At 44.4% G+C, this 17,737-nt stretch carries 15 protein-coding genes; 13 read left to right on the forward strand and 2 right to left on the reverse strand.

The features are described 5' to 3' along the window. Positions 1-126: 126 nt before the first annotated feature. From T456_RS0105195 to T456_RS0105210, 4 genes are all read left to right on the forward strand, one after another. Positions 127-771, forward strand: coding sequence for an adenylate kinase (locus T456_RS0105195; RefSeq protein WP_024865230.1), 645 nt, complete (start codon positions 127-129; stop codon positions 769-771). A gap of 23 nt (positions 772-794) precedes the next feature. Continuing rightward, positions 795-1,547, forward strand: coding sequence for a type I methionyl aminopeptidase (gene map, locus T456_RS0105200; RefSeq protein WP_024865231.1), 753 nt, complete (start codon positions 795-797; stop codon positions 1,545-1,547). A gap of 24 nt (positions 1,548-1,571) precedes the next feature. Then, complete coding sequence (gene infA, locus T456_RS0105205; RefSeq protein ID WP_013280019.1) at positions 1,572-1,790, forward strand: translation initiation factor IF-1; 219 nt, start codon at positions 1,572-1,574, stop codon at positions 1,788-1,790. A gap of 93 nt (positions 1,791-1,883) precedes the next feature. Further along, positions 1,884-2,984: a GGDEF domain-containing protein gene (locus tag T456_RS0105210; protein WP_024865232.1), complete on the forward strand. Its 1,101-nt coding sequence runs from the start codon at positions 1,884-1,886 to the stop codon at positions 2,982-2,984. A 123-nt stretch (positions 2,985-3,107) separates the two neighbouring features. On the opposite strand, the gene mgrA is transcribed toward T456_RS0105210, so the two are convergent. Further along, positions 3,108-4,088 carry an L-glyceraldehyde 3-phosphate reductase gene (mgrA, locus tag T456_RS19210; protein WP_035801213.1) on the reverse strand — a complete coding sequence of 327 codons (981 nt, stop codon included), beginning with the start codon at positions 4,086-4,088 and terminating at the stop codon, positions 3,108-3,110. Positions 4,089-4,332: 244 nt separating this feature from the next. On the opposite strand from mgrA, the gene rpmJ reads away from it, so the two are divergent. From rpmJ to T456_RS0105255, 8 genes are all read left to right on the forward strand, one after another. After that, complete coding sequence (gene rpmJ, locus T456_RS0105220; protein ID WP_013280022.1) at positions 4,333-4,446, forward strand: 50S ribosomal protein L36; 114 nt, start codon at positions 4,333-4,335, stop codon at positions 4,444-4,446. 199 nt (positions 4,447-4,645) lie between these two features. Continuing rightward, complete coding sequence (gene rpsM / locus T456_RS0105225; RefSeq protein WP_024865233.1) at positions 4,646-5,014, forward strand: 30S ribosomal protein S13; 369 nt, start codon at positions 4,646-4,648, stop codon at positions 5,012-5,014. 106 nt (positions 5,015-5,120) lie between these two features. Then, positions 5,121-5,528, forward strand: a complete 408-nt coding sequence (gene rpsK, locus T456_RS0105230) for a 30S ribosomal protein S11 (protein WP_022764376.1) — start codon at positions 5,121-5,123, stop codon at positions 5,526-5,528. A 218-nt stretch (positions 5,529-5,746) separates the two neighbouring features. Next, the gene (gene rpsD / locus T456_RS0105235) at positions 5,747-6,340 is read left to right on the forward strand and encodes a 30S ribosomal protein S4 (protein ID WP_024865234.1); all 594 of its coding nucleotides are present in this window, start codon (positions 5,747-5,749) and stop codon (positions 6,338-6,340) included. Positions 6,341-6,383: 43 nt separating this feature from the next. Continuing rightward, positions 6,384-7,340: a DNA-directed RNA polymerase subunit alpha gene (locus T456_RS0105240; protein WP_024865235.1), complete on the forward strand. Its 957-nt coding sequence runs from the start codon at positions 6,384-6,386 to the stop codon at positions 7,338-7,340. Between the two features lie 264 nt (positions 7,341-7,604). Continuing rightward, positions 7,605-8,141, forward strand: a complete 537-nt coding sequence (locus T456_RS0105245) for a bL17 family ribosomal protein (protein ID WP_024865236.1) — start codon at positions 7,605-7,607, stop codon at positions 8,139-8,141. 153 nt (positions 8,142-8,294) lie between these two features. Beyond that, complete coding sequence (locus T456_RS23005; protein WP_024865237.1) at positions 8,295-10,391, forward strand: ATP-binding protein; 2,097 nt, start codon at positions 8,295-8,297, stop codon at positions 10,389-10,391. Positions 10,392-10,416: 25 nt separating this feature from the next. Continuing rightward, positions 10,417-13,038: a hypothetical protein gene (locus tag T456_RS0105255; RefSeq protein ID WP_155838024.1), complete on the forward strand. Its 2,622-nt coding sequence runs from the start codon at positions 10,417-10,419 to the stop codon at positions 13,036-13,038. Positions 13,039-13,055: 17 nt separating this feature from the next. Here T456_RS0105255 and T456_RS21880 read toward each other — a convergent pair whose 3' ends face one another. Next, the gene (locus tag T456_RS21880) at positions 13,056-14,036 is read right to left on the reverse strand and encodes a M15 family metallopeptidase (RefSeq protein WP_024865239.1); all 981 of its coding nucleotides are present in this window, start codon (positions 14,034-14,036) and stop codon (positions 13,056-13,058) included. 179 nt (positions 14,037-14,215) lie between these two features. On the opposite strand from T456_RS21880, the gene T456_RS0105265 reads away from it, so the two are divergent. Continuing rightward, on the forward strand, positions 14,216-17,710 hold the full coding sequence (locus T456_RS0105265) for an EAL domain-containing protein (protein ID WP_024865240.1): 3,495 nt from the start codon (positions 14,216-14,218) through the stop codon (positions 17,708-17,710). The last annotated feature ends 27 nt before the right edge of the window (positions 17,711-17,737 follow it).

Consider the following 17,737-nt stretch of genomic DNA (forward strand, 5'->3'; position numbering starts at 1 on the left):
TTGTTCTATGGGCGCTGAAGCCTCTTAATTTGTTAAAATGACCTTTTTCAACTTATGAGTTTGTGATAACATATATCTGTATTGTTACGTAGACAACACTAAATAAAAAGAGAAGGGCAGTTGAATATGAAGATTATTATGTTAGGCGCACCCGGCGCAGGTAAAGGCACACAGGCTAAGATGATCGCGGAGAAGTTCGGTATTCCCCACATCTCCACAGGAGACATCTTCAGAGCCAATATCAAGAACGGAACAGAGCTTGGCAAGAAGGCCAAGGAGTACATGGACAAGGGACAGCTCGTACCTGATGAGCTGACAGTTAAGATCCTTCTTGACAGAGTAGCAAATGAGGATTGCAAGAACGGATACGTCCTTGACGGATTCCCTCGTACTATTCCTCAGGCTGATGTTCTTGATAAGGAGCTTACAAAGCTTGGCGACAAGGTAGACTTTGCTATCAATGTTGATGTTCCCGATGAGAACATCGTTCGCAGAATGTCAGGCAGAAGAGCATGCCTTAAGTGCGGAGCAACCTATCATATTGAGCACATTCCCCCCAAAAAGGAAGGAATCTGCGATACATGCGGCAGCGAGCTTGTACAGCGTGATGACGACAAGCCTGAGACAGTTCAGAACAGACTCAGCGTTTATCATGAGCAGACTCAGCCGCTCATTGACTACTACAACAAGAAGAATATCTTGAAGACAGTAGACGGCACAAGAGATATGCAGGTAGTATTTGGCGATATTGTTAATATTTTAAATGCATAAGCCGTTTTGACAGGACAAGAGTTATGGCTGTTATTATCAAGACCGATGAAGAAATTGAGCTTATGCGCCAGTCTGGGCATTTATTGGCAAAGGTTCACGAGGAACTTCATGCTGCACTTAGGGCTGGTATCTCCACTCTGGAACTTGACCAGATTGGAGAAAAAACAATCCGCGAGCTGGGCGGGGTACCTAATTTCAAAAATTATGAGGGATTCCCTGCTTCTGTGTGTATATCCGTGAATGATGAAGTGGTCCACGGAATACCCAGTGCCGACAGGATCCTGAAGGAAGGTGACATTGTCACTTTTGACACAGGACTTATTTACAAAGGATTTCATTCAGACGCCGCAAGAACCTGGGGCGTGGGCAAGATATCACCTGAAGCCAGTAAACTTATAGAGGTTACCGAGAAGAGCTTTTTTGAAGGAATCAAGAAGGCGAAGGCCGGTAACAGGCTTCATGAGATATCCAGGGCTATAGATGATTACGTTAAGCCCTACGGATATGGTGTAGTGAGGGAGCTTACCGGGCATGGTATCGGCAGAAGCCTTCACGAGGAACCCAATGTTCCCAACTTCAGACAATGGCGCAGGGGTGTTAAGCTGCAAAAGGGAATGGCCCTGGCAGTAGAACCCATGATCACCATGGGACAGCGCTATGTAGGTTGGCTGGATGATGAATGGACTGTGGTTACCGTTGACGGTTCCCTGGCCGCACATTATGAAAACACAATAGCCATCACGGATGGTGAACCCGAGATACTGACTTTAGCATGATAGTTACGTTTAAGGAGGAATAAAATGTCAAAGGCTGACGTAATCGAAATTGAAGGTAAGGTAATAGAGAAGCTTCCCAATACAATGTTCCAGGTGGAGCTGGAGAACGGACATGTTGTACTTGCTCACATCAGTGGCAAGCTCAGACAGAACTTCATCAGAATTCTGCCCGGAGATAAAGTAACTCTTGAGCTTTCACCTTATGATCTCACCAAGGGAAGGATCATCTGGAGAGATAAGTAATCCATTTAGTATTTGTCACAGAAGCGTTTTCGATTTATAATTAACTCATAGCTGATATATATTATTTCTTTTTTCGTATATAGGAACATATTGATGATTGAAAAGATATATGAAAGTTATGATGACAATCAATACTATATAGATACTAACAAGAAAAAGTTGGCAGCTGATAACCTCGCGGTTATCGGTATTATGCTGGCTTTTTTTATTGCTGTGAGTATAGTCTTCGTAGCGCTGGCGCTGGCTTTTGGCACCGGCCTTGATCCTTACGGAAAATTTATTCCTGCAATAGGTGTTCTTATTATTCTTCATTTTATCCATTCTGTCGTTGGAAGAAAATTATCCAATGATTTTAATAAGGTTCGGATATATGCTTTCATGATATATACGCTGGTAATCATATCCTTCTCTCTGGCTGATGCCATGATCTACAATACCTCAAGGGCGGTATTCTTTCCTGTTGCGATAGCTCTTTTGTCCCAGATCTATCTTGATTATTCCGGCATTGTCATAACCTACAAGCTCCTTCTGGCTGTGGCGTTTCTGATTATAGAAGCACAGTTTAAGGAACGGACCCTGGTGATGCATGACGGCATTGTGGCCGTTCTGATAATAATAGCCTCCACCTTCTGCTATGCAGCGGTCATAAGGGCCACACTGGCAAGGCATGAGGATAATGAGAAACTTGTTCAGAAAAGTGAGACGGACCTTCTTACGGGACTTCTTAATAAGATATCCTTTGAGGAGAAGTGTACGAATTATCTTGAGAACAGAATGATCGGTGCAAAGTGCACCATGTTCATATTTGACCTTGATGATTTCAAGGACGTCAACGACCACTTCGGACATCAGACCGGTGATAAGACTCTGAAGCTTTTTGCAGAACTTCTCCGTGGATATTTCCATCCCGATGATATTATCGGAAGGATAGGAGGAGATGAGTTCATGGTGCTGGTTCTTGGAGATATGCCCGAAGGCTTTGCCGAGAGGAGATGCCGAAGCGTTATCCACGAACTTAAGACCACCAATATCGACGGGGCCATGGGAATCACCTGCAGCATAGGTATAGCGGAGGATACACAAAGAAGGACTTTTGAGGAAATGTATAATGCCGCTGATGCTGCTCTATACAGGGCTAAACAGACCGGAAAAGCCAGATTCGAGATGCTCAACTGTGAGGAACTGGATAAATAACAGGGTGAGAGCAATATGACCGGTACCCTGAGATATGATGACTAGTGCACTGAGCATTTGGTAAAAGAAAAACAGGCTTCCGCAGAAGATAATTTCTGCGAAAGCCTTTTGTATTAGTAAGGATCAGATACTGTCGATCTCTTTAAGCTCTTCCTCGGTAAAAGAGGTGTTCTCAATCGCCTTGATATTGTCAAGAATCTGGGCAGGTCTTGAAGCTCCGATAAGAACAGAAGTTACATAGTCATCTTTAAGGATCCATGCAAGAGCCATCTCAGCCAGTGTCTGACCTCTTCTTTTTGCGATTTCGTTGAGGGCACGCACTCTGGCGATATTCTCCTCAACCTGGCTTTCCTTAAGAAAGCGCCCGTCTGTACGGATCCTACTGTCTTCCGGGATTCCCTCGAGATATCTGTCGGTGAGCATTCCCTGTGCAAGGGGAGAGAAGCAGATAAGGCCTTTTCCCAGCTCTTTTGCCTTAGCCTTAAGACCGTCCTTCTCAATAGTTCTGTTGAAGATGTTATATCTGTTCTGGTTGATGATAAAAGGAACTTTCAGCTCTTCCAGGATTTTGGAGGCCTTCTCAAGGGTGGGGCCATCGTAGTTGGAAATACCAACATATAGGGCCTTACCGCTCTTAACGATCTGAGCAAGGGCTCCCATGGTCTCCTCTAAGGGAGTTTCCGGGTCCATTCTGTGATGATAGAAGATATCAACATAGTCAAGGCCCATTCTCTGAAGGGACTGGTCGAGGCTTGAAATAAGATATTTGCGGCTTCCCCAGTCACCGTAAGGCCCGGGCCACATTTCATAGCCGGCCTTGGTGGAGATGATGAGCTCATCTCTGTGGGCGTAAAAGTTTTCCTTAAGGATCTTGCCGAAGTTGATCTCAGCGCTTCCGGGCTCGGGGCCGTAGTTGTTGGCAAGATCAAAGTGGGTGATTCCGTTGTCGAAGGCCGTGAAGCACATCTTTTGCATGTTCTCGTAGTTGCCGGTGTCACCGAAGTTATGCCACAGGCCCAGAGAAACTGCAGGGAGCTTGAGACCGCTCTTGCCGCAGCGGTTGTATGTCATGGTGTCATATCTGTCTTTTGCGGGTGTATACATTTTTTTCCTCCATAAGTATTATGCGGGTAAAATCACCCATCGAATCTGTTATTAGGTTTTATGATAACTCATTTTTTGCAATTTATCTTCTAAAATCTATAAATCGAACAAAAACGCACAAAAACTTGTAAAAAGACCTTGCATATTGATTTTGATTGTGCTATATTATAAGTCGGTCTTTTTGTGAGAAGGGCGTATTATGCCCTTTTCAAGGCATTTTTATCCATGCAGGAAAGGAGAAACAATGAAAGTTAGGTCTTCTGTTAAGCCTATGTGCGAAAAGTGCAAGGTTATCAAGAGAAAGGGAGTTATCAGAGTAATCTGTGACAACCCTAAGCACAAACAGAGACAGGGTTAATTCGAGCTATTCGGATTACTTTTTGATACCAATATAGGTTTTCGCGTCGAGGGATGCGACATGCTGATCTATAGCGTATTGGAAAGATCGGACCCGTCACTGTCCGATTGGGCGTAGGAATTGCCCCAATCAAATAAGTAACTTCCGGTCACAAGAACCGGAACACAATTATTATCATTATTTTTATGGAGGAATTAGAATGGCTCGTATTGCAGGTGTAGATTTACCCAGAGATAAGCGAGTAGAGATCGGTCTGACTTACATCTACGGAATCGGTAGAACAAGCTCAAACAAGATTCTCGAGGCAGCAAAAGTAAATCCGGACACACGTGTTCGTGATCTTACAGACGAAGAAGTAAAGAGAATTGCCGAGGTTATCGGTAACGACTATGAGGTAGAAGGTGATCTTAGAAGAGAAGTCGCTATGAACATCAAGAGACTTACTGAGATCGGATGCTACAGAGGAGTTCGTCACAGGAGAGGACTTCCTTGCCGTGGTCAGAGAACAAAGACAAATGCAAGAACAAGAAAAGGACCGAAGAGAACAATCGCTAACAAGAAGAAATAATATTCTTTCCAAGGCTTTTGTATAATTTGAGCTTGTGCATGGCAGGTTCAGAACACAGTAACATTTAACAAACAAGATTTATAGGAAGAAAGTAGGTTAGTTTAAAATGGCAAATCAGAAATCATCAGCAGCAAAGAAGTCAGCTGCTAAGAAACGTGTCAAGAAAAACGTTGAACACGGACAGGCACACATTCAGTCATCATTCAATAACACAATCGTTACATTGACTGATGCTGCAGGAAACGCTCTTAGCTGGGCAAGTGCCGGCGGTCTGGGATTTAAGGGTTCAAGGAAATCTACTCCTTATGCTGCACAGGTAGCTGCAGAGACAGCAACTAAGGCTGCACTTATTCACGGCCTTAAGACTGTTGATGTATTCGTTAAGGGACCCGGATCAGGAAGAGAAGCTGCAATCAGAGCTCTCGCTGCAAGTGGTCTTACAGTTACATCTATCACAGACGTAACTCCTGTACCGCACAACGGATGCAGACCCCCCAAGCGTCGTAGGGTATAATCACCGCCCTGTTGCAGCGATATAGTTGCTTCGCAATAATTTATGCGCCCCGGTGCGAATTGTATTTTTTGCATACGCAACCGCACTCAGCACGTAAGATTACGCAAGCGTAATTTTTTATTACCACAACTAACTCGTTGGACGAAGGTGCAAATAGCATTGTAAACAACATCAGACCGGCGGACAGCTGATCTGAGAAAAAGAAAGGAGCCAACAAAATGGCAGTAAACAGAGTTCCCGTATTAAAAAGATGCAGATCTCTTGACCTTGATCCTACATTCCTTGGATACGACAAGAAGTCTAAGAGAACATCTGCAAGAGCAGGCAAGAAGATGAGTGAGTACGGACTTCAGCTCCGCGAGAAGCAGAAGGCTAAATTCATCTATGGCGTACTTGAGAAGCCTTTCAGAAACTACTATGACAGAGCTGATAGAATGAAGGGCCAGACAGGTACAAACCTTATGGTTATTCTTGAGACAAGACTTGACAATGTAGTATTCAGAATGGGCTTTGCAAGAACAAGAAGAGAAGCAAGACAGGTTGTTCTTCATAAGTTCATCACTGTAAACGGCAAGGTTATCAACATTCCTTCATACCTTGTAAAGGCCGGGGATGTAATCGAAGTAAAAGAATCTGCTAAGAATATCCAGAGATTCAAGGATATCTCAGAGATCACAGCAGGCAGACTCGTTCCTGAGTGGCTTGATGTTAACAAGGAGAATCTCCAGGGTACAATCAAGGAGCTTCCTTCAAGAGAGGCAATTGACGTTCCGGTTGACGAGATGCTTATCGTCGAGTTGTATTCTAAATAATTAAATTGAACTTGTTGACAAAAAACACAAGGAGGGTATATCAGTGTTTGATTTTGAAAGACCAAATATTGAAGTTGCTGAGATTTCAGATGATAAGAAGTATGGTAAATTCGTAGTTGAGCCTCTTGAGAGAGGTTACGGTATTACACTGGGCAATTCCCTTCGTAGGATCATGCTCTCTTCTTTACCCGGAGCCGCAGTAAGCCAGGTTAAAATTGAAGGCGTTCTGCATGAGTTCAGCTCAATCCCCGGAGTTAAAGAGGATGTTACTGAGATCATCATGAACATCAAGAACCTTTCCATCAAGAATTCTTCTGACACCAATGAGCCCAAGACTGCTTACATCGAGTTCAACGGCGAGGGTGTTGTAAAGGCTTCTGATATTCAGGTAGACCAGGACATCGAGATCATGAATCCCGATCAGGTTATCGCTACACTTTCCGGTAAGGATGCTAAGCTCTACATGGAGCTCACCATCACAAAGGGAAGAGGATATGTAAGCTCTGACAAGAACAAGTCAGGGGATCTTCCTATCGGTGTTATCGCTATTGATTCCATCTACACACCTGTAGAGAGAGTTAATATCACTGTTGAGAACACCCGTGTAGGTCAGGTAACTGATTTTGATAAGCTTACACTTGATGTTCACACAGACGGAACACTTGGTCCCGACGAGGCTGTCAGCCTTGCAGCTAAGGTTCTCAGTGAGCACTTAAGCCTCTTCATCGATCTCTCCGAGAATGCCAAGACCGCAGAGGTTATGGTTGAGAAGGAAGATGATGAGAAGGGCAAGGTTCTTGAAATGTCAATTGATGAACTTGAGCTTTCAGTTCGTTCATTCAACTGCCTGAAGAGAGCCGGCATCAATACCGTTCAGGAGCTTGCTAACAAGACTCCCGACGACATGATGAAAGTCCGCAACCTTGGACGTAAGTCCCTTGAGGAAGTTCTTGCAAAGCTTGACGAGCTTGGACTTTCCCTTAGACAGGATGCAGAATAAGACCAGAAACAGCCCGAATCACCTGCTGATGAGGGCGTGAGAAAATGATGCGAGAGTGAGCACGCCTTTTGTCGAAGACAATTAGGATAGGCGTGCGAATATCACTGGCGCAGTGAGTGAAACGTTCGCTGAAGGTAAATCCGATGCGTACTGAGGCGGATTCTCATAGTAACTATTAAGAGCATTTAAAGAGTAAGACCGATGTGCATCTTTGGATGTGATCTTGCAGGGGAAACCTGCAAATGAGAAAGGAAGTAATTTAAAATGGCAATGTACAGAAAGCTTGGAAAAGCAACAAAACCCAGGAGAGCACTTCTTCGTAACCAGGTTACAGCACTCCTTTACAACGGTAAGATCGTTACCACAGAGGCAAGAGCTAAGGAAATCAAGAAGATCGTAGAGCCTATGATCACTCTTGCAGCTAAGGAGAAGGACAACTTCGAGACAGTTACTGTTGAGGCTAAGGTTCCTGAGAAGGACAAAGATGGCAAGAGAGTAAAGGAAGTTGTTGACGGCAAGAAGGTTACAAAGTACACAACCGTTAAGAAGGACATCAAGAAGGATCTTCCTTCACGTATGCACGCAAGAAGACAGCTCCTTAAGACTCTTTATCCTGTAACCGAGGTTCCCAAGGAGAAGGCAGGAAGAAAGAAGAACACTAAGGAAGTTGACCTTGTAGCAAAGCTTTTCGATGAGTACGGCCCTAAGTACGCTGGACGTAAGGGTGGTTATACCAGAATCGTTAAGATCGGTCAGAGAAAAGGCGATGCAGCTATGATGGTTATCCTCGAGCTGGTTTAATAGCTTAAAAGCCAAATGTAAATAAGAAAGAGATGTAATCGGTATATACACCGTGTTACATCTCTTTTTTTTCATGCATAAATAAATGGTATAATAAACAATAGGATAGTTTAATCATATTTGGAATGAATGTCTTTTGGGGAGGCAATAAGAGTGGATTATCGCGATTTTTTCGATGCAGCGGAAGAAAATGAGGTGTTTTTGTCAGGGCTTGACTCAACCTGTGCTTATCTTAGATGGTATGACATGTTTCTTGAAGCAGCCATGGAAAAACAGGAAGGCGAAAACGAGGATGAGCTTAAGGAGGAGATAAGGACAGCTGCCCGGATACTTGGAAACAGAGTAGCTCTTTCTCAGGGCGTGGAAGTATCGGCATCCTACGGCCTTAGCATAGTGAATGTTGCTGCAGAGTACGGCTTGTATGATTTCAGCTTCTTTTGCCTTCTGATGGCCCTTTCCCAGGAAATGGACGGGAACTATAAAAAAGGCCACGCAGAGATAAGTGTGGCTGACGGACAGGGCATTCCCACTTTCGCTCTGGCAAAAGAAATATATTCGGCCACCTGCAGCGATGAGCAGCTCATTGATGCTCTTCAGGTTAGAAATGCAATTGAGGGCTGTCCTCTGTTCGGGATAACAAGATCTTCAAAGAGCGAGGGAAGTCTTTTTGACAGCTTTGAACTGAACAGGCAGCTGGTAAGCCTTTTGATGGGAGATTATGAGCTTCCTTTAGGGCTTAGACAGATATGCCTGGAGGAAGCCGGACTTGGCGATGAGAAGCTGGTCCATCATAAAAAAGATGTTGCCTTTTTGAAGGCCTACCTTAATAACCTTGATGATGATGATCAAAAGGCGCAGGATTCCGGCACTGTGATACAGATATCGGGAAAAGACGGCAGCGGAAGGAAAGAGTTTGCTCTTGCAGCCCTTGGAAGTGACAGGTCGTGCCTTCTGCTTGACTTTCCTTTGCTTGGTCAGCTTGAAACTGACAATATTAACGAAACTGTAAATGAAGCTCTTGTAAGGGCCAGGCTCCTTGCCGAGGATATGATAATTACAGCATACGGGGATTATAACGCATCATCCCTGAAGATAATCATACAAAGAAGCCTTGAGCAGCTGAAAAGAGTCTTCATTCTTACGGATGAAAAGGCAGAACTTCAGGATCTTATAGGCGAAGCAGCATTATACAAGGTTTCTCTTAAACTTCCCTCAGCCTCCGAGCAGGAGGATATCTGGCAGAAGTGCCTTGACCTTCACAGTGTTTCTAAGGAGGTCAGTGCAGGAGAGCTTGCGGCCAAGTACAGGCTGATGCCCGGTGCCATTAAAGAGTGTGTGGAACTTGCGGCGGCGAAAGCTCTTTCCCTGGGGAAAAGAGCTATGGACAGCGCAGATATTACTACAGCCGTCCTTGAAAAGACAACCTCGGCTCTTGATGAGCTCAGTGACAGGATTCCCCTTAAGTTTGGCTGGGACGACCTTATTGTTGAACAGTCTCAGAAAGAGGTAATGGAACTGCTTGTCAGCAGAGTCAAGAACCGCAATAAGGTTGATGAGGAGTGGGGCTTTGAGGAGAAGATACCCTACGGAAAAGGCGTCAGCCTCATCCTCTACGGACCGCCCGGAACAGGAAAGACCATGGCGGCTCAGGTTATGGCAAAAGAGATCGGAATGGCCCTCTACAGGGTGGATTTATCCCAGATGGTTGATAAATACGTGGGAGAGACCGAAAAAAACATTGGGAAGATTTTTGATGCGGCTTCCGATGGAAACGTGATCCTGTTCTTTGACGAGGCAGATGCACTTTTTTCCAGAAGAACAGAGGTCACATCCTCAAATGACAAGCATGCCAACACTGAAGTTGCATATCTTCTGCAGAAGATAGAGCAGCATGACGGAATCACATTCCTGGCAACCAACAGATTCAAAGACTTTGACCAGGCTTTTGTAAGAAGGATAACCTATGCGGTTAAGATGGATAAGCCTGATGCAGATAGAAGACTTCAACTCTTTAGCAAGATCCTTCCTGACAAAACTCCAAGGGATAAAGATCTGGATCTTAAGTATTTTGCGGATTCCTTTGAACTGTCTGGAAGTGAGATCAAAGAGGTTATTTACAGTGCAGCCTTCATAGCTGCAGCTGAAGGGAAAAACCTTGGAAATAAACACCTTTCAAGGGCAATCAGGTATCAGCAGGAGAAGAGCGGAAAAATGCTTCAGGGAACGGAGTTTACCCGTTATCTGACTTGAAACTCAAATCTTACGGAGGATTTTTATGCCTACATTCCAAAGCTTGAAAATGAAACAAACAGCCAAAGATAACGAAAAATATCTTAAAGACACAAGGCAGCTGCTTAAGCAAAGACGTGAAAGCGGCGATATGCAGCACTATGGCAAAAAAAATAAGGAAGAGGCAAAGAAATTCAACCTTTTCAGGTTTCTGACCAGAAAGAATGACAGAATAGGAAGGTTCGGAGCTGTAAGAGCTGCCGAGAATGATGATGTCATAAAGCAAATGGACGGACGGGACGATCTTTCCGGAAAAAGTGCTTACTTTGACCCGTTTTCTCTTATGGTTATTGAACCTGCTTCAATAAAGTATTTTGGAACAGAGGATGCGGATAAGCTGGAAGAGGACAGGCTTCAGGCAGAAGGCATCGGAATGGCATTTGCCGAGAGGGTCGGAGAAGAAATTGACAATACCAGGAGCAATGATTTTGAAGCTTCGCGAAATACTCTGGATGCAAGGCTTGCTTTTGCTCAGAATGAAGAAAAAGACGAAGATGGTGTGGCACATTCTCCAATAGACACTTATGCAGTCAAATACGATCCCGGAAGAAGGTTTGTACCGGACGATGAAGTGATGGAGGAAATACCCGATGAGTTTCAGGTTGAGATAGGAGTAGATGATCCGCCGGAAGATCATGCTCTTGAATGGGAGATGTATAAAGCCGATCAGACCAAGAGCATTGGGGCAAGATTCAAAGGCTTCTTCAGATCGATACTCAGAATTAAAGCTCCTGAGGAAACTACAATGTTCAGAACCTTTGCCAAAACTCTTCCCGAGTATAAGAGACTCGAAAATACGGGAAGGGAATATGCGAGGCAAGCCGGAATGAATTATAAACCCGACCTTGATAACGAACTCAATGCTTATGTAAGCAGTCTCTATTCAAAACTCAAGGTGCTTCAAAACGGACACTCTTATGTGAAGCTGATAGCAAATAAGTCAGGAAAAGAGATATCGGCTTACAGCTTTAGATTTGCTACCCTCCAAGGAGTCATCACCGGAATGGATGGGGTTGTAACCGGAATGGTAGATAATCCTATTCGCAGGAAAACGGAGAGAGTAGCCACCAAAGAAAAGATTACATATCCCAATTACTTAAGGGCAGCTGCCAGGATCAGAGGAATTGCAGGTTCAATGAGAACCTATTCCTATCTTGGGTACAACTGCACCAGCTTTGCGGCGGAAATTGCGGAAACCGCGGGGGTCAAGTTTAAAAAAGAGGATACTTCGGCTATTCTTATGTCACACAGGCACAGGCAGCAACGAGTTGATAATCCCTTCAGGATGGCTGCTTACGTAAAAGAAAGAGAGCGGATAGCCAGTGAAGAGGCTGAGAAAAATGAGAGCTACGCAGAAAGTCAGATTTCCGATGAAAAACACATACAAAATCTGATCGTAATGAAGCAGGGCACCTATAAGAACCAGTATAGAAAGAACTTCATGGACCTGGAGATTGTAAAGCTTATCAGGAAATATCGCCTGGTCAGATATGAGGTGATCAACGACAGGCTGAATAGTTTTATTGACTCTTTAGTTGCACAGAGTATTATGATCGATGAAAGGATTCCACTGAACGGGCGCACCGATGCTGAAGTTCAAAATGCACTGGAAAAGAGGCATAACGCAAAAATCAGGGCCTTCGGCAAAAAATCTATTGAGGAAGTTCTTGATAATCTCGTGGATCCCACAAATGAGGACAGAATTGCCAGATTTGTTCTCGGAGATAATTACCGTATTGCGGCATTCCTGAACGGTATCCTTAACCAGCTTCCGTCTATGGAAAAATACGATGACGCTGGATTGGTTAGTGCCCTTGCAAATTCCGAGTACGTTATTAAAAACTATCCGGATCGCACATCGTTACAGAGGTCTGGTATAGCCCGGGATATTGTGTGGTCGGTAGTAAAACGACAAAGGGAAGATCTGATAAGAATATGGAATCAGGTAAAGGATCTTTCGGGAAGAGCCCTTGTAAGGGGAATCGAAACAGGTCTTAACGGAGTGGATCTTTTGTATTACAGACCAAGTGTGTTTAAATCTGCCGGCACGATTCAGGATGCAATGGAAAAAATGAATATTCCGCTGCCTATAGATGCTGTTGAAATGAAACGCAGGGCACAGAAAAGAGATGAGCAGCTGGAGGAAGAAAGAGCTAAGGAGAAAGAGAAAGAAGAACAAAGGCGAATTGAGATAGCGAAGAAGCGGCAGGAAATGGCAAAAAACAAGGATACAATAGATGTCTCGGAAGTGCCGGATAAAGTCCCGGCCAGTAATATTCGTAAGTGGTTTAAGACTAATATGGCTGATGCGTTTAATGGGATCTTTCAAGCATTCCTTGATACCTACTCAGGGCCTGCCGGCATAGAGGGATATTCAGGAAGATTCCGAAAGCGCATTGATACGTTGTACGATATCGCTGAATTTGTGGTGGAGTGCAACAGGAAACCGGTTGTGCAGAATGATATCAGAGAGTGCTATATAAAAGCCGCAAAGACAAATGACTATGCAGAAGCGGTACGATTGATCAAGGAAATGTTTGAGAAAATCCTCAAAAAGCTCAGTAAAGACGAGCTTAAGGTAGCATTCGCCAATGCATATATATCGTGACACTGCGGTGATAAGCGTCATTTCTTTTCAAAGTGCTGGTAATCCTTGGAGTTATTCCAATTTCCGCCCCATTTAAAGCCATGCTCTTTAAATAGCTTATAGGCAAGATCGTTTTCATCTATTTTGTAGGGAAAATCAGCATCCCTGTCGGCGTAGGCTTCGCTGCCCTTTGGCGATACGTTGACGGTCATATCTTTGTTGTAGGTAATGTATGGGTTGTAGAAGGGGTTTAAATCTATCGCCAGGCCGTAGGCATGATTCGAAAGCCTGGTGGTGCCCTCTACGACCCTGTAATTAAAGCAGGAGGTGTTATTGGCCAGCATTGAGGCCGTATCGTCCCCTCCGAATTCATCCACGAGCTTTATGCTCTCAATCTGATAATCGCTTTGATAAAGACCATAGAATATCTCAAGAAGGTCCTGAGCAATCTTCTCGTTGCAGATAAGCTCGCCTTCTTTTGTCTCTCCCTCAAAATCCACATATAAAACTTTAAGATAGCGAAGTTCATCCAAAGAAACCTTGCAGTTTACAGGATAGGAAATGCCGGATATTCTGTGGAATACTTCATCCGAGATGGGCTCATAGTAGAAATCGTCCATATATGTCACCCTGTCTAAAGAGGCAGCGGCGACCTCGGTGTCTTTTCCCTCATCAGAGGATGCTTCTAAAGATGTATCCGCAGCGGCTTCAACAGTTGCATCTTCAGTTGAGACTTCAGCAGCTGTGACTTCAGAAGTTGTAACTTGTGCAGTTGCGGCTTCAATAGTTGTGGCTGCAGTTGCGGCTTCGCCGGCAGCGTCTTCAGCTGCGGTTTCGCCGGAATCCCCTGCAACAGCAGCAATCTCTTTTCCCGAATCTGAAGAAGGATTTATCTCACGCCCGGTCTTTATGGCGTAGTCGGTAAGGGTCTCGCCCTTTGCCAGGAACCTTGCTCCTATGGCTGCCAGTATTATAACTGCAGCAAGAAGTATGAAATCTTTTATATTCTTTTTATTCATTCGAAAGAACTCCCGAAAAACTTGGTATTTATGCGAAAAACAAACATCTTTTACCATTCTATCACAAATATGGCAGGTTTGATAAATGTGCGTTTTAACGTTAAAATATTATTGTCTATAACTATGTTTACTTTAAAATAAAGTTACTATGCATTTTTCATGATGTTCAGGGAGTGCAAATGGAGAGATTTAAATACAGCGAAGAAGAGCAGAAGCTTATAGAGAGCAGCTTTATACCCTTTGTTATCTATCAGTTCATTGATGAGAGAATCATAGCCATCGCTATTACTCAGGGATTCATGGACCTTTTCAAGATTACGGACAGGCAGATGGCCTATGATGTGCTTAATAATGACATGTACAAGACGGCTCATCCGGATGATATAGCCAGGATCGCTGATGCGGCTTATCGCTTTGGAAGCTGGAAGACGGATAAGTTCAAGGTTATCTACAGGTCCAGGATAAATGGGGAGTACAGGGTAATAAGATCCTGGGGTGAGCATCTGAAAAAAGATACCGGCGAGATGCTGACAGCCTGCTGGTATGTGGATGAGGGCCCCTATAAGGAAGATGATTCTCTGGATGCTCTGGACAGTATCGATCGATCCTTAAGCCTTGCCATACTGGAGAGTACCAGGTCCTACAGCGCGAGCTTCGATTATCTTACAGGTCTTCCCAATATGGGACATTTCTTTGAACTGGCCTATGCCTGGAAGGCCAGGATTGATAAGGAAGGCAAGAAGGCTGTCATGCTGTACTTTGACCTAAGCGGCATGAAGATGTACAACGAGAAGTACGGCTTTTCTGCCGGAGATGAGCTTTTGCGCAGCATTGCCGATATTCTGAAAAATCATTTTTCATCGGATAACTGCGGCAGGATGAGCGGTGATCATTTTGCTGCCTTTGCAATAGACGAAGATATTGAAAACAGGCTTAATGCTCTGCTAAAAGATGTTGCGGCAATAAATGACGGGAATGGTCTGCCCATAAGGATTGGCGTTTACGGGTCGAACAATCAGACAGCAGATGCAAGCACAGCCTGTGACAGGGCAAAGATGGCCTGTGACACCACCAAGAATACCTTCGTTTCCAGCATCAATTACTTTGACGAAAAAATGCTGGAGATGGCGGAACTCAAGCAGTACATACTAAGTAACTTTGACAGAGCTCTTTCCGAGGGATGGATCAAGGTATATCATCAGCCCATAGTAAGGGCATCCAACGGCAAGGTCAGTGATGAGGAGGCTCTTGCCAGATGGGAGGACCCTGAGAGAGGCATGATCATGCCTGAGATTTTTGTTCCTATTCTTGAGGACTCAAGGCTTATTTACAGACTGGACCTGTATGTGGCACAGCAGGTTGTTGAAAAAATGAAGAAAATCGCCGATGAGGGTCTTCATATAGTTCCTGAGTCCATCAATCTGTCAAAAACGGATTTCTATTCCTGCGACGTTGTGGAAGAAATCAGGAAAATAGTGGATAAAGCGGAAATAGATCACTCAAGGATCACCATTGAGATCACCGAGAGCGTTGTCAGCAGCGACGTGGAATTTATGAGGCAGCAGATAGAGCGGTTCCGGGAACTGGGATTTAAGGTGTGGATGGATGACTATGGAAGCGGCTATTCATCTCCTGAAGTGCTCCAGCATATACATTTCGATACCCTCAAGTTTGATATGCAGTTTATGAGGGAATTTGATCATAATCCCGCCAACAGGATCATTCTCACTGAGCTTGTGAAAATGGCCATAGCACTGGGAATAGAGACAGTGGTTGAAGGCGTTGAGACCGCGCAGCAGGTGGAATTCCTTAAGGAGATAGGCGCTAACAAGCTGCAGGGATATTATTACCTTAAGCCTGTTCCCTTTGAGACCATCATTGATAGAAACAGAGAAGGCATTGCAATTGGTTTTGAGGACCCGGAAGAGTCTGAATACTATATGGCTATCGGAAACGTGAGCCTCTATGACATGTCTGTAGCGGCGGAAGATGATGAAGAGTATATGAAAGACTACTTCAACACCATGCCCATGGCAATCTTTGAAATTGATGAAAAAGACATGTGGATAGCCAGGGCAAATAAGCCCTACAAAGACTTTTTTGCCAGAAATTTCCATGCAGATGCCAATGTGCCTGTACATAAGAATATGGAGGAACTCAAAAACGGCAGGGGCAGTGTCTTCCAGAAATGCATTAGACAGTGTGCCGCCGATGGAAAACGTGTGCTGTTGGATGAAAGAATTCCTGACGGAAGCATGATGCATGTGTTCATCAGACGAGTTGCTGTTAATCCGGTTACGAAAGTTACAGCCCTGGCGGTCATTATTCTTGGGATCACGAGACAGGATAAGAATGCTCTTACCTACACTTACGTTGCCCAGGCCCTTTCTTCGGACTACATCAATCTCTTTTACGTAGACATGGATACAGAGGAGTTTATCGAGTATGGCGCAGGTAACGGCAATGATGAGCTGGCCATTGAAAGGCACGGCAACGACTTCTTTAAAAAGTGCCGCAGATACGCCGAGGGCAGGATATACACTGAGGACCTGGAAACATTTATTGATGGTTTCTCCAAAGAGAGAATGAAAGAGGCATTTAAAGAGAATAATGCCTATACCCTTACCTATCGTATTATAAGCGGCCAAGGTCCTGTATATGTCCATCTCAAAGCTGTTCCAATTAAGGACATGGGCAACAAGATCATCATAGGTATCAGTAATATTGACGCTCAGAAGAAACAGCAGGAGATATTTGACAGGATCAAAGAGGAGAGGCTGACCTTCTCCAGAATTGCAGCTCTTTCCGGAGACTTCCTGTTTATCTTTTCCGTGAATCCGGAAACCGGACAGTACGCTAATTATACATCCAAAGGTAATATTGAGGACTACGGAATGCATGCGTCCGGTGATGACTTTTTTGCCGACCTTACAAAGGCTCTTTCCGGAATTATATATGTTGAGGATATGGATCTGGTATTAAACTCCATCACCAGAGAAAAGGTTCTTGAGCAGGTAAGAGTTGCGGGGAGCTTCGCTATTAATTTCCGGGCGGTTTTCCAGCTGGGGCCTGTTTATGTGCTCTTCAAGGCTGTAATGGTTGAAGAGAAGGATGGCAAGCATCTTATTGTCGGTGTCAATAACATCAATGATCGTATAAGACGTGAGCAGGAATATGTTTCCAAGCTTACCGCAGCCCGTAACGAGGCCAACAGAGATGCTCTTACTGGAGTTAAGAACAAGCATGCCTATATCGATGTGGAAGCTCAGATCGACCGCATGATCGAGGAGAATAATGCACCTGAATTTGCTGTTGTGGTTCTGGATATCAATGAACTTAAGCTGACCAATGATACACTTGGCCACCAGGCCGGAGATGAGCTTATCAAGACCGGCTGCGACATCATGTGCAGGATATTCAGGCACTGCCCTGTATTCAGAGTGGGCGGTGACGAATTCGTCATCATTGCCCAGGGCGGTGATTACAAGAACATAGACATACTGATGAGACTTCTGGAAGAGAGTAATATGAGTAATATAAATTCCGGAGGCGTTGTCATTGCGGCCGGAATGTGCAGATACAGAAACGAAAAGCGTGTGTCGGATGTATTTGAGAAGGCGGATGTTGCCATGTATGAGAACAAACGCCGCCTGAAAGAGCTGAAGGAAATTTGAGTTTGTCTTGTATTTATGCCGCTTTTC

It is taken from the genome of Butyrivibrio sp. FCS014 (genome assembly GCF_000526935.1).
Classification (GTDB): Bacteria; Bacillota; Clostridia; order Lachnospirales; family Lachnospiraceae; genus Butyrivibrio.